Origin of the sequence: Serratia microhaemolytica, assembly GCF_004011885.1 — a bacterium.
In the GTDB taxonomy this organism is placed as follows: domain Bacteria; phylum Pseudomonadota; class Gammaproteobacteria; order Enterobacterales; family Enterobacteriaceae; genus Serratia_G; species Serratia_G microhaemolytica.
The window spans coordinates 24,525-38,424 of the sequence record NZ_ML137209.1 but is presented as its reverse complement, the minus strand read 5'-3'; the positions used below and the strand labels follow the sequence as shown (position 1 = coordinate 38,424).

Annotated in this window: 12 protein-coding genes; 4 read left to right on the top strand and 8 right to left on the bottom strand. The window is 47.2% G+C overall.

Annotated elements, in window-relative coordinates; all coding sequences use genetic code 11:
* Positions 1 to 8: 8 nt before the first annotated feature.
* The 3 genes from EOJ37_RS00180 (at position 9) to arcC (ending at position 4,114) form a co-directional block, all read left to right on the top strand.
* Entirely contained in the window at positions 9 to 1,226 is a 1,218-nt protein-coding gene (locus tag EOJ37_RS00180; protein WP_127956446.1) for a YgeY family selenium metabolism-linked hydrolase, read from the top strand.
* A 330-nt stretch (positions 1,227 to 1,556) separates the two neighbouring features.
* Positions 1,557 to 3,026 carry a dihydropyrimidinase gene (hydA, locus tag EOJ37_RS00175; protein WP_127956444.1) on the top strand — a complete coding sequence of 490 codons (1,470 nt, stop codon included), beginning with the start codon at positions 1,557 to 1,559 and terminating at the stop codon, positions 3,024 to 3,026.
* Positions 3,027 to 3,181: 155 nt separating this feature from the next.
* Positions 3,182 to 4,114 (top strand): carbamate kinase, encoded by a 933-nt coding sequence (arcC, locus tag EOJ37_RS00170; protein WP_127956442.1) that lies wholly within the window; start codon positions 3,182 to 3,184, stop codon positions 4,112 to 4,114.
* 157 nt (positions 4,115 to 4,271) lie between these two features.
* Here arcC and ftsH read toward each other — a convergent pair whose 3' ends face one another.
* Entirely contained in the window at positions 4,272 to 6,185 is a 1,914-nt protein-coding gene (gene ftsH, locus EOJ37_RS00165; RefSeq protein WP_127956440.1) for an ATP-dependent zinc metalloprotease FtsH, read from the bottom strand.
* 47 nt (positions 6,186 to 6,232) lie between these two features.
* The gene (gene rlmE / locus EOJ37_RS00160; protein ID WP_127956438.1) at positions 6,233 to 6,862 is read right to left on the bottom strand and encodes a 23S rRNA (uridine(2552)-2'-O)-methyltransferase RlmE; all 630 of its coding nucleotides are present in this window, start codon (positions 6,860 to 6,862) and stop codon (positions 6,233 to 6,235) included.
* A 217-nt stretch (positions 6,863 to 7,079) separates the two neighbouring features.
* Between rlmE and yhbY the strand changes: the two genes are divergently transcribed.
* A complete protein-coding gene (gene yhbY / locus EOJ37_RS00155) occupies positions 7,080 to 7,373 on the top strand; it encodes a ribosome assembly RNA-binding protein YhbY (RefSeq protein ID WP_127956435.1) in 294 nt (97 codons plus the stop codon).
* Between the two features lie 329 nt (positions 7,374 to 7,702).
* On the opposite strand, the gene greA is transcribed toward yhbY, so the two are convergent.
* The 6 genes from greA to cysZ form a co-directional block, all read right to left on the bottom strand.
* Complete coding sequence (greA, locus tag EOJ37_RS00150; RefSeq protein ID WP_127956554.1) at positions 7,703 to 8,179, bottom strand: transcription elongation factor GreA; 477 nt, start codon at positions 8,177 to 8,179, stop codon at positions 7,703 to 7,705.
* Positions 8,180 to 8,688: 509 nt separating this feature from the next.
* Positions 8,689 to 9,198: a PTS glucose transporter subunit IIA gene (gene crr / locus EOJ37_RS00145; RefSeq protein WP_127956433.1), complete on the bottom strand. Its 510-nt coding sequence runs from the start codon at positions 9,196 to 9,198 to the stop codon at positions 8,689 to 8,691.
* 55 nt (positions 9,199 to 9,253) lie between these two features.
* A complete protein-coding gene (ptsI, locus tag EOJ37_RS00140) occupies positions 9,254 to 10,981 on the bottom strand; it encodes a phosphoenolpyruvate-protein phosphotransferase PtsI (protein ID WP_127956431.1) in 1,728 nt (575 codons plus the stop codon).
* Positions 10,982 to 11,028: 47 nt separating this feature from the next.
* Positions 11,029 to 11,286, bottom strand: a complete 258-nt coding sequence (gene ptsH, locus EOJ37_RS00135; RefSeq protein WP_127956429.1) for a phosphocarrier protein Hpr — start codon at positions 11,284 to 11,286, stop codon at positions 11,029 to 11,031.
* Between the two features lie 550 nt (positions 11,287 to 11,836).
* Positions 11,837 to 12,802 (bottom strand): cysteine synthase A, encoded by a 966-nt coding sequence (gene cysK, locus EOJ37_RS00130; RefSeq protein WP_127956427.1) that lies wholly within the window; start codon positions 12,800 to 12,802, stop codon positions 11,837 to 11,839.
* 310 nt (positions 12,803 to 13,112) lie between these two features.
* Positions 13,113 to 13,874: a sulfate transporter CysZ gene (cysZ, locus tag EOJ37_RS00125; protein WP_127956425.1), complete on the bottom strand. Its 762-nt coding sequence runs from the start codon at positions 13,872 to 13,874 to the stop codon at positions 13,113 to 13,115.
* Positions 13,875 to 13,900: the final 26 nt, after the last annotated feature.

Genomic DNA, 13,900 nt, shown 5'->3' with positions numbered 1-13,900 from the left:
TAGAGGAAATGGCTAAGCGTGTGCCTTTTGAAATGATATTAGAAAAAGCCTATCAATATAAACCTGAGATGACGGCATTTTTGCGCGATATGATCGCCATCCCGAGTGAAAGTTGTAATGAAAAAGAAGTTGTTTTGCGCATCAAGGAAGAGATGCTGAAGGTCGGTTTCGATAAAGTCGAAATCGATCCAATGGGCAACGTGTTGGGGTATATCGGTCATGGCCCTCATTTGATCGGTATGGATGCGCACATAGATACCGTTGGTGTTGGTAATATCAAGAACTGGAAATTCGATCCTTATAAAGGGATGGAAGATGACGAAGTGATCGGTGGGCGCGGTGCATCTGACCAAGAAGGCGGCATGGCATCAATGGTCTATGCGGGTAAAATTATCAAAGATTTAGGGTTGGAAGACCAGTATACCTTGCTGGTGACTGGCACCGTGCAGGAAGAAGATTGTGATGGCCTCTGCTGGCAGTACATTATTGAACAATCGAATATCCGCCCTGAGTTTGTCGTCAGTACCGAGCCTACCGATTGCCAGATTTATCGTGGCCAGCGCGGTCGTATGGAAATCCGTATTGATGTGCAGGGGGTAAGTTGTCACGGTTCTGCACCAGAGCGTGGTGATAACGCTATTTTCAAAATGGGGCCGATTTTGGGTGAGTTGCAAGAGCTATCTACCCGGTTGGGCTATGATGAATTCTTGGGCAAAGGCACACTGACAGTATCCGAAATTTTCTTCACCTCCCCGAGCCGTTGTGCTGTGGCAGATAGCTGTGCCGTCTCTATTGACCGTCGTCTGACTTGGGGTGAGACCTGGCAGGGAGCGTTAGATGAGATCCGGGCATTACCAGCAGTACAGGCAGCGAAGGCTGAAGTGTCGATGTATAACTATGATCGTCCAGCATATACCGGGCTTTCCTATCCCACCGAGTGCTACTTTCCAACCTGGAAAGTGGAACCTGATCACATCACTGTCAACACATTGACTCAGGCATATGAAGGGCTATTCCATAAGAAACCGACGGTTGATAAGTGGACTTTCTCAACCAATGGGGTTTCCATTATGGGGCGTCATGGTATCCCAGTGATCGGTTTTGGCCCGGGTAAAGAGCCTGAGGCTCACGCACCAAATGAGAAAACTTGGAAAGAACATCTGGTGAAGTGTGCGGCAATGTATGCAGCTATTCCACTGATTTATCTGGAGCAATTGGGCAAGTGATGCTGTATGGCCAAACGACTTCGAGATTTTGGTAGGCAATAGCTCGGCAAATACCTAGAGGCTGATGCTAAGAGCCTATCCCGATAGGGATGGTTGACGTTACGGTTTAGACATCGCTGGTACAGAAAAACCCGAGCGTGCGCGCGAGGGTTTTGAGTGCTGTCAATCTGCTCACCCTTGGTGAGAGGGAACCCATTGGGATAGGTTCTAACTAGCTTCTAGGGTCGTAGGCCTGCTCTGCGTCGGTTTAAGTAATACAGTGTCACCCCCTCGGTATGCCGCTAGCACTCTTTTCTCACCCACTGGCGGTTTTTTCAGGAGAACAGAAACATGAAACAGCTGATCAAAGGCGGAACGCTGGTTGATGCACAGGGGGAATATCAGCAGGATTTGTTGATCGACAAGGGAAAAATTGCCGATATTGGTGCTTCATTACCGGTAGCGGTCGATACAGAAGTCATTGATGCAAAAGGGCTTTATGTCATGCCGGGGGGTATTGATGTGCACACTCACTTTGATATCGATACTGGTATTGCTCGTAGTTGTGATGATTTCTTTAGTGGTACTCGTGCTGCTGCTTGTGGTGGTACAACTTGTGTTGTTGATCATATGGGCTTTGGTCCACGTGGATGCTCGTTACACCATCAACTTGATGTTTACCACGGTTATGCCAGTGACAAGGCAGTAATTGATTATAGTTTTCATGGTGTTATACAGCATGTTGATGATGCGGTTCTGGCTGAGATGGACGATATGGTTCACCAGCAGGGGATCAGCAGTTTTAAGCTTTACCTGACCTATGGCTATAAATTAGATGACAATCAGGTGTTGCGCGCGCTACAGCAACTGCGTCAAGTAGGGGCGTTAGCGACGGTTCATCCTGAGAATGATGCGGCGATAGCCATGCGGCGTGCCGAGTTACTGGCCGCCGGAAAAAAAAGTGCAATTTACCATGCGGTGAGTCGTCCAATTGCTTGTGAGGCAGAAGCGATTAGTCGGATGATCAATCTGGCACAACTGGCAGGTAATGCACCGCTTTACATTGTCCATCTCACCAATGGCCTTGGTCTGGATTATATCCGTCTAGCCAAACAAGCGGGTCAACCAGTGTGGGTGGAGACATGTTTACAGTATCTGTTACTGGATGAGCGCTGCTACCATCGTGAAGATGCGCTGAAATATATTCTCAGCCCACCACTACGTACCCGAAGTGAACGGGATAAGTTGTGGTTGGGGATCGCAGATAACAGTATTGATACTACCGCCAGTGATCACTGTACCTTCCCCTACCAACAGCGTGTGGCAATGGCCAAAGATGACTTCTCTCGTTGCCCGAATGGATTACCTGGCGTTGAGAACCGTTTATTACTGCTGTTCTCCGAAGGGGTGATGAGTGGACGTATCACGCCATCGCGTTTTGTTGATTTGACCAGCACCAAACCGGCACGGCTGTTTGGTCTATGGCCACAAAAAGGGAGTTTACAGTTAGGTGCAGACGCCGATCTGGTGCTGATCGATCCATATCGTACTACCACTATTCGGCATGAACATCTGCATGATAATTCAGATTATTCCCCTTATGAGGGTTTTGTCTGTCAGGGGGCGCTGGCGATGACATTGTCACGTGGCAACCTAGTGGCGAAGGATGGAAAATTTGTTGGCCAAGCAGGGCAGGGTCGCTTTGTTCCACGCCAGCCTTTTAACCAGGCGTTGCTGCATATGGATCATTATTCAGATCGACCCAACAAAGTAGTGCCGCCCCTCACCGACAAGGTTGAACCTGGAATCGAATGGGGATGATCCCAGCGTCAATCTGTTAATAGCAGGTTTAAGTAAACAGTCAGCGAACCTTTACCTCAGGTAAAGGTGAGGCAACACAATCAACACCCACGGTCTTGCACGTTATTTTTGCAGGTTGGGTGATCTATTAGTAGCGATTAAACAGGAGTTGTAGCATGGCTAAAAAAATTGTTCTGGCGTTAGGTGGTAATGCATTGGGGGAAGGGCTTGCAGAGCAGATGGTAGCGGTGCAGACCACGGCTAAGATTGTCGTGGATCTGATTGCTCAGGGACATCAGGTGGTGGTTACCCATGGCAACGGGCCACAGGTGGGAATGATAAATCAGGCATTCGAAATTGCAGCAAAAAGTGAAGCACATACGCCAATGTTACCGATGTCAGTGTGTGTGGCATTGAGCCAAGGCTACATTGGCTATGACTTACAAAATGCACTGAGAGAGGCGTTACTTGATCGCGGTATTCATAAGCCAGTAGCGACGCTGATCACACAGGTTATTGTTGATGGTGAAGATCCTGCATTTGCTAACCCAACCAAGCCGATAGGTTCATTTTTTACTGCCGCTGAAGCGGATGTCCTGCGGCAGAAAGGTTTCAATATGATGGAGGATGCGGGTCGCGGTTATCGGCGTGTAGTGGCATCACCAAAACCGGTTGATATTGTTGAAAAAGAGACAGTCAGCGCGTTATTGGAAGCTGGGCAGGTCGTGATCACTGTGGGTGGTGGTGGGATCCCCGTTACCCGCGAAGGCAATCATTTGAAGGGAGCCAGTGCAGTAATAGACAAAGATTGGGCGAGCGCCAAACTGGCTGAACAGATAGACGCGGACTGGTTGATTATTCTGACTGCTGTGGAGAAAGTGGCGATCAACTTTGGTACACCGCAACAGCAGTGGTTGGATAAACTTAACATTCAAGATGTGAAGCATTTGATCGCGCAAAATCAGTTTGCCAAAGGTTCAATGCTACCGAAAGTGGAAGCAGCAATGGCATTTGCTGAGTCTAAGTCTGGACGCAAAGCGCTGATTACATTGCTTAATAAAGCCAAGGAGGGGATTGAAGGTAAGACAGGAACTGTTATCTCTCTCTAATTGACAGGGGTAGCGTTTCCCCAAGAGCCAGTATTCGGTTTGGCCTTTGGGGTAACGTGCTGCTGGTTGAGTGAGCACTGGCAGTGTGAACGGCCAAGTTCAAAATTGCGAGTACTTGGCCGTTGTTGGTTCTGCTGCACATAGCAGCTTATGCGGCTTAGCTTTGCTGCGGAGCGACAGTATCACCACCACCGACATTCGAACTATCGTTGTTACTGCCACTGTTGCTGCTACGCTGTTCGCGCTCTTCCCAGCCTGCAGGGGCACGCACAGTTTTACGTTGCATCAGATCGTCAATTTGTGGTGCATCGATGGTTTCGTACTTCATCAACGCATCTTTCATTGCATGCAGAATGTCGAGATTCTCGGTCAGTAAAGTTCGTGCCCGCGAGTAGTTACGCTCGATAAGCGCTTTTACTTCTTGGTCGATGATACGTGCTGTTTCGTCCGACATATGTTTCGCTTTAGCGACAGAGCGGCCTAGGAACACCTCACCATCTTCTTCAGCATATAGCAGCGGCCCCAATTTTTCAGAGAAGCCCCATTGGGTAACCATGTTGCGCGCGATCGAGGTAGCAACCTTAATATCATTTGAAGCACCGGTAGAGACTTTCTCTGAACCGTAGATGATCTCTTCAGCTAAACGACCTGCATACAGCGTCGATATTTGGCTTTCCAGTTTTTGCCGGTTGGTGCTGATTTGATCACCTTCAGGCAGTAGCAAGGTAACACCCAATGCACGGCCACGTGGAATGATGGTGACTTTATGCACCGAGTCTTGCCCCGGAACTAAGCGAGCAACAATAGCATGACCGGCTTCGTGGTAAGCTGTTGACTCTCTTTCGGTATCCGTCATCACCAGAGAACGACGTTCCGGCCCCATGTTGATCTTGTCTTTGGCTTTCTCAAATTCCACCATTGAGACAACACGCTTGTCACCACGTGCAGCAAACAGTGCTGCTTCATTGACCAAGTTGGCCAGATCGGCACCAGAGAAACCAGGTGTTCCACGTGCAATCACAGAAGCATCGACATCAGGTGACAGTGGCACGCGGCGCATGTGTACTTTCAGGATCTGTTCACGACCACGGACATCTGGCAGACCAACAACAACCTGACGGTCAAAACGACCAGGACGCAGTAGTGCAGGGTCAAGCACATCAGGGCGGTTGGTTGCAGCGATGACAATTATGCCTTCATGCCCCTCAAAACCATCCATTTCAACCAGCATCTGGTTCAGAGTCTGTTCACGTTCATCATGTCCCCCGCCTAAACCGGCGCCACGCTGGCGACCGACAGCATCAATCTCATCGATAAAAATGATGCAGGGTGCTGCTTTCTTAGCTTGTTCGAACATATCACGCACGCGTGATGCGCCAACGCCGACAAACATCTCAACAAAGTCAGAACCAGAAATGGTGAAAAACGGGACTTTGGCTTCACCGGCAATCGCTTTTGCCAGCAAGGTTTTACCTGTACCCGGAGGGCCTACCATCAGCACGCCTTTAGGGATCTTGCCGCCAAGTTTTTGGAAACGGCTGGGTTCACGCAAATAGTCAACCAGTTCACTGACTTCTTCTTTGGCCTCATCACAGCCGGCAACATCAGCGAAAGTGGTTTTAATTTGATCTTCGGTCAGCATACGAGCTTTACTTTTGCCAAACGACATCGCGCCTTTGCCGCCACCGCCTTGCATTTGCCTCATGAAGAAGATCCAGATGCCGATCAGCAACAGCATTGGGAACCAGGAGATGAAGATTGACGTGAGTAAACTGGTCTCTTCCGGTGGTTCGCCAATAACAGTCACATTTCGTGCCAGCATGGTATCCAATAGCTTGGGATCATTAACTGGGATAAAGGTGGTGTATTTGTTACTGTCTTTACGTGTAACGTTGATTTCACGCCCATTAATGCGTGCTTCACGAATCTGATCTTGGGTCAGTTCAGACATGAAGGTAGTGTAATCTACCTTACGGCCATTAGATTCGCCTGGCCCAAAGCTCTGGAATACAGAGATCAAAACTACTGCAATGACCAACCAGAGGATCAGGTTTTTCGCCATGTCACTCAAGGGATTAACCTCATATTACAACTGCGTTAACAAACAGCGCTAGGGTACTACAGTTTACGCCCTGTCGCTACAATATAGACTTCACGTGAACGAGCACGCGAAGCATCTGGCTTACGAATCTTAACTTTGGTAAACAGAGAGCGAATTTCGCGTAGGTACTCATCAAAACCATCCCCCTGAAATACCTTAACCAAGAAACTGCCACCTGGTGCGAGCACATCACGGCACATCGCTAATGCTAACTCCACCAGATACATCGCTCTTGGGATATCCACTGCCGGGGTGCCGCTCATATTCGGAGCCATGTCAGACATCACTACCTGAACTTTGCCTTCCCCCACCCGTTCCAGTAGCGCCTTGAGAACCAGTTCATCACGAAAATCACCCTGAAGGAAATCGACACCGACGATAGGATCCATTGGCAGAATGTCACATGCTATTATACGCCCATTATGACCAATTTGGGTGACGACATATTGTGACCAGCCTCCTGGGGCAGCACCTAAATCAACAACAGTCATGCCGGGTTTAAACAGCTTGTCAGTTTGTTGTATTTCATCCAGTTTAAACCAAGCGCGGGAGCGAAGCCCCTTTTTCTTGGCCTGTTGTACATACTTGTCACTGAAGTGTTCTTGTAGCCACCGGCTTGAGCTGGCTGAACGTTTTTTACTTGTCATTGAACGCCCAATTTCTTTAAAAAATTCTCTACCCTGTGAGTTTACAGCCTAATGGCAGAGATCACTAATGCCACTTCAGCAGTGGTGGGGTTATGGCGATCAACTTCTTGCCGCGTTTTGCCTATGCCCGATGCTCATTTGTTGCAGAGTCATTTGGTGATATAGCCAACATGGGGGTAGAATGTACTGTTTTCAATCCCAACCTAAGCAAAAAGCAATGAATCTAACCACTAAACAGAAACAGCACTTAAAGGCACTTGCTCATCCATTAAACCCAGTAGTGATGCTAGGCAATAATGGCCTTACTGAGGGGGTGCTGGCCGAGATCGAGCAGGCGTTAGATCACCATGAGTTGATCAAGGTGAAAATCGCGAGCGGTGACCGTGAGACTAAAAGCTTGATCGTCGATGCAATTGTACGCGAAACAACGGCCTGTAACGTACAGGTGATCGGCAACGTGCTTGTTCTTTATCGTCCGACACAAGAGCGGAAAATCACTTTGCCACGCTAAGATAACTGCTTGTATGCAAATTTCTAGCAAACGGTAAAGGGTGTTATCTACCGATCATCGACGCCAGCCCTGCGCTTGAGCCTGTTTCCATTGGCATGTTACTGATCATCCTCATACAGGTGATCTGTTTGGTGGCAGGGGAGGGTATCACGGTTTTTAATCAGCGAGTTACTATGATTTCTCACCGGATAGCTTGGCGGCTTTGATATCGCTTGTGGCGTTCCCTCTACTGCGTCTTCTCCGGCCAGGAGAGGGAACGACAATCTAGCATCAATACTTGCTGATGACATCCAGTTTACCAGTCACTCTGTGCTCCGATTTTTTCAGTGTCAGATGTACTCTACTTTCAGGATTTCATACTCCACATCCCCACCTGGAGTTTTGATAACAACGACATCATCAGCTTCTTTGCCAATTAAACCACGCGCTATCGGTGAGTTTACTGAGATGAGATTCTGCTTAAAGTCAGCTTCATCATCGCCGACAATGCGGTAACTGACTTCATCTTCGGTATCCAGATTCAGTAGTGAAACAGTGGCGCCAAAAATGACCCGACCATTATTTGACATTTTTGTAATATCAATTATCTGTGCATTGGATAATTTGGCTTCGATCTCTTGGATACGGCCTTCACAAAACCCTTGCTGTTCACGAGCTGCATGATATTCAGCATTCTCTTTCAAGTCACCGTGTTCGCGAGCTTGCGCGATATCTGCAATAATCTTGGGGCGGCGTACACTTTTCAAATATTCCAGTTCTTCACGCAGCTGTTCTGCGCCACGTGAGGTCATCGGGATTTGTTTAATCATTTCAACACCTCTAAAAGCCTATTTGCCCAAACAACCTTCATCCTGACGTATTGCGATAACAATACGGTTGGAGCCATTAATCTGTGTTTAACTTTGTTGTCCGCCTAGTTAAGCTGGCGGCTAAATTCACTTACTTTATAGAATGTTATGAAACTTATTGGCTGCCAATACGGCATTGCGCTGACTTAAAGTACATGCCGTCGGCTAAGCGGTTATGTCATTGTTTGCTATTTGACCAACTCTAATGGCGTTTGCCTAAATGTTATAATAATTCTCTGTAGATAACGTCATGCATGATCAGAAAATATTCCACACATGCCCAGCATGATTTAGCTGGCAAATGCTGACCTTGTCTTGCTGTTTTGTCTCTGTTGCTGAAAACACCCTATTAGAGTGGCTGCTCTATTTCCCCAGTTGTGCGGCTTACTGGGTGACCAAAACACAAAAGAAACCAGGCTTGGAGTACTCTCCAAGCCTGTGGTTTGTATTACTGTTATGATAAATGGCTATTTTTTTATGCGGATAATCGGTGTCTCACCAACATTCACGCTGCCAGACAGTTTTACCAACTCTTTGATATCATCCATGTTTGAGATAACTACTGGAGTCAGAGTAGACTTGGCTTTTTCTTCCAGTAACGCTAAATTGAATTCAATAACCACATCTCCTTTTTTCACCCGCTGTCCTTCTTCGGCAATCCGCTTAAAGCCTTCACCTTTTAATTCAACCGTGTCGATACCAAAGTGGACAAACAACTCGATACCTGTATCGGATTCAATAGAAAACGCATGGTTGGTCTCAAAAATTTTGCCGATGGTGCCGTCAACTGGAGCAACCATTTTGTTACCTGCTGGTTTGATAGCTATGCCATCGCCAACAATCTTTTCGGCAAACACCACATCTGGTACGTCTTCGATATTAACGATTTCACCTGAAAGAGGAGCAACGATTTCAATTGTGCCCGTATCTTTCTTGTCATCAGAAACCAGAGATTTCAGTTTATCGAACAGACCCATAATCTTCTCCTATGCGTTAAATTGGGCGGCTTTCCCGTTACTGTGACAGTTTAGCTTAGCAAAGAGTTTTTTCTTTAATGAATTTCTCGACACAATTCATTAAGTCTTTAGCCGTTGGTTGTGCCAAGGCCTGTGCTGCCAGTGCCTGTACATCTTTGAAGTTCGTATTACGGATAATCTTCTTGATGCGAGGAATGGAGATAGCACTCATACTAAACTCATCAAGCCCCATGCCTAACAGTAGCAATGTGGCACGTTCATCACCGGCTAATTCACCGCACATCCCAGTCCATTTTCCATGAGCGTGAGACGCATCAATCACCTGTTTGATCAGATTGAGTACTGCAGGTGACATTGGATTATAAAGGTGGGAAATGAGTTCATTACCACGGTCAACAGCAAGAGTATATTGGGTAAGATCGTTAGTGCCAATACTCAGGAAATCGACCTCTTTTGCCAAATGGTGCGCAATCACTGCCGCAGCAGGCGTTTCTACCATGACACCCACTTCAATCGATTCATCAAAAGCTTTTCCTTCAGCACGCAATTGTGTCTTCAGTGTTTCTAGTTCAGCTTTTAGATCAAGAACTTCTTCTACCGATATGATCATCGGGAACATGATGCGCAGTTTGCCGAATGCAGAGGCGCGAAGAATGGCTCGTAGTTGCGCATGTAGAATCTCTCTGCGATCCATGGCGATGCGAATTGCACGCCAGCCAAGGAATGGGTTTTCCTCTTTCGGCAGATTCATGTAAGGGAGATCTTTGTCACCACCAATATCCATAGTACGTACGATCACCGCTTGTGCGCCCATGGCTTGAGCGACTTCTTTATAGGCGGCAAATTGTTCATCTTCGGTGGGTAGAGAGTCACGATCCATAAATAGGAATTCGGTACGGTACAAACCGACACCTTCGGCACCATTACGCTCAGCACCAGCGACATCACGCACAGTACCGATATTGGCACAGACTTCTACTTGGTGCCCATCCAGGGTAATTGCAGGCAGATCTTTCAGCTTGGCAAGCTCAGTCTTTTCTTTAATATATTGATTTTGTATAGATTTTAACTGCTCGACAACGTCGGTGGTTGGGTTAACGTAGATTTTGTTGTTAACCGCATCTAGGATCAGGTAATCGTCGTTTTTGACCTCAGTAGTGACATTGCTAGTACCGACGATTGCCGGTAACTCTAAAGATCGTGCCATGATTGAGGTGTGAGATGTCCGACCACCTAGATCGGTAATAAAACCGAGCACTTTGTTCAGGTTTAATTGTGCTGTTTCGGATGGCGTAAGATCAGTTGCAACCAGGATCACCTCATCCTGAATCGCGCTGAGATCGACTATTGCCAGTCCGAGAATATTACGTAGCAGACGTTTACCGATGTCGCGGACATCAGCAGCGCGTTCTTTCAGGTACTCATCGTCGAGTTCTTCCAGTGCTTTTGCCTGCCCTTCGATGACGTTATAGGCAGCTGCATCTGCGGTTGCCAGATCATCTTTGATCAGGGCTATGATTTCTTGCTCAAGCTCTTCATCCTCAAGCAGCATGATGTGGCCTTCGAAGATCGCTTCTTTCTCTTCACCAAAGGTTTCACAGGCTTTGGCCTTGATCACTTCTAACTGTTCAGAGGCTTTGGCGCGTCCAGCCAGAAAACGTGAGATCTCCTGTTCCACGAGGTTAGCGGAGATCTTTTTCCGATTAATAACAATCTCATCTTCTTTTAGTAAGAGAGCCTTACCAAAAGCGATACCTGGTGATACCGAAATGCCTGAAATCATAACCCTACCTTACTCTTGTGACCGATGTTAACTAGAAGATGAGCGGATTATTCCAGCTCAGCCATCAGCTTTACCAAGTGCTCAACGGCTTGCTGTTCATCTTCACCGACGGCTTCAATAGTGACTACGGTGCCTTGAGTGAGGCCGAGAGTCTGCAATTTAAACAGGCTCTTAGCACTGGCGCTTTTGCCGTTAGAAGTCACAGTAATTTCAGAAGCGAAAGACTTTGCTTCTTTAACGAACTGGGCTGCTGGGCGGGTATGTAGACCATTTGGTGCAGTGATAGTAACTTCTTGCTGGAACATTGATATTTTCCCAACTTATTGAATTAAAGGTATAGAGCTAAAGTTTAGCCTATTGGCGATGGTTTAGCTTGTCTGTTTAGCGCCTGACTATGGGACAGAGTGAGCGTTGGTGCAACATATATCCTTGTAACCTAATATTGCAAGCGCGGGTTAGGTACCCGGATCGATGCCGAGTGCCACACTCAAACCCACTTTTGACAGGTTTGCCACTTGTCCAGATAAACCTTCTGCAAGCATCTCCCTCAGTGAACACTCTGCTATCATCCACGACGCCAAGTATACAGTGCAACAGACCCAGGCACTGCCTCAATCAGCTTGGTAGCTATTATGCCGTGTTTTCTGTTCGTGCGACAAATGCATAAAGCGATTTAGTTCAAATAACACGAGAGAAGTTGATTAATGATTCATTTTGCGTGCTAACGCACTTTTCCGGTTAAATACTAAAGCCAGTACAGAAAAGCAAGCTGAACAGAACAAATAGTTTGATGCAGAACACAAAAAGTGCCGAAATGGGCACTTTTTGCCAGGCTATACCCTACGTTGGCGCAGCTCAGTGTAACTCTGGACTGGTGAACAGATCAGCAAACAGCGCTGTACTGAGATAACGCTCACCTGAAGAGGGTAAAATGACAACGATGGTTTTATCAGCAAATGCAGGTTCTGCCAATAATTTAACGGCAGCCATAACAGCGGCACCTGATGAGATACCGGCTAAGATCCCTTCTTCCTCCATCAGGCGACGAGCCATGCTGATCGCCTCTTCATTAGTCACCTGCTCAACGCGATCAACCAAGGCGAGATCAAGATTATCCGGGATAAAACCGGCACCAATGCCTTGGATTTTGTGTGCTCCGGGTTTGAGTTCCATCCCCGCGATCGCTTGAGTAATCACTGGAGAGTCGGCTGGTTCGACGGCAACAGTTACAATTGCCTTACCTTGGGTTTGCTTGATATAACGGCTGACCCCGGTCAAGGTACCGCCAGTGCCCACACCGGCCACAAAAACATCGACTGTGCCATCTGTGTCATGCCAGATTTCTGGGCCGGTAGTCTTTTCATGAATTTCTGGGTTAGCGGGATTACTGAATTGCTGCAACAAAATGTAGCGTTCAGGATCAGACGCGACGATCTCTTCTGCTTTGCTAATTGCCCCTTTCATGCCAGCACTGCCTTCGGTAAGCACTAATTTTGCTCCCAGTGCTGCAAGCAGTTTGCGGCGCTCGACACTCATGGTTTCGGGCATGGTTAATGTCAGTTTATAGCCGCGAGCGGCAGCAACATAAGCCAGTGCTATTCCGGTATTACCACTCGTGGGTTCTACCAGTTCTTTTCCGGCCGAGAGAATGCCGCGCTTTTCAGCATCCCAAATCATATTGGCACCGATACGACATTTCACACTGAAACTGGGGTTGCGAGATTCAACTTTAGCAAGTAAACGCCCGTTACCGATCCGGTTCAGGCGAACTAGCGGGGTATTACCAATAGTTAATGAGTTATCTTGGTATATCTTGCTCATAGCCCATCCTTTAATTCCATTGACATGTTGAATATGACATCGAATGTTCACTTCAATTTGAAGCGTAAACTACACACGATTGCTGCGATGTGCTGCTATAGCGTGCGCAAAAGTCACGGTTAACAAATCGCCGATTATCTACCTCGATGCCCGATATTAAACCCCGGTAACAACATACGCTAACCCCATCCCTAGGGAAGTAAAGAATTACTATATCTATATGTTATTTTGATATAAATATACTGGCTTAGCCTAGCAGGGCTGCGCTTTCGGCACACTGCCGGTGTCAATAGCGCTTCTGACTAGGGCGTTAATCGGTGACAAACTGATGGCGATAACGATCAACCCACATTGCTGTTGCACCACAAACTGCAACCGGCAAAATCACCAGATTAAGTATAGGGATCAAGGTACATAGGCTGACTAAAGCGCCAAATTGAAGATTGTCGATCTTGTGCTGTCTGAGTGCTTGACGCATATCGGAAAAACTCACTTTTCGATTATCAAATGGATAATCGCAGTACTGGATCGCTAACATCCAGGCAGTAAATAGGAACCACAACACAGGAGCGATGGTTTGACCAATACCCGGTACTAAGTAAAGCAGCAACAAAGCGATCGCTCGTGGCAGGTAATAGAGTATTTTGCGACATTCACGGGCGAAGATACGTGGTAGATCTTTGGTCATACCAACAAGACCCATATCGGGCAACTTTTTTCCTGTTAGGCTGACTTCTAACTGTTCTGACAGTAAACCGCAAAATGGTGCGGCGATAAGGTTGGTAACCGTACTGAAAAAATAGCCAAAAACTAGCAGGATTGAGACCACAGCAACAGGCCAGAGCAGATAGTTTAGCCATTGTAGCCAACTGGGTATGTGACTCATCAGTGCGGGTATCCACTCTCCCAGACGTGAGAACAGCCACCAAAAGGTTGAACCCATCAGTAGGATATTCGCCAACAATGGCAAAATGACATAGCGCTTAATACCAGCACGAAAAATCAGGCGCCAACCAGTAAAAAAATAGTGGGCGCCATTGTGTGACGCAGCAATCGGTCGTGTATTTGCCATGTTCAGTGTCCCTAAAACATTGTTAG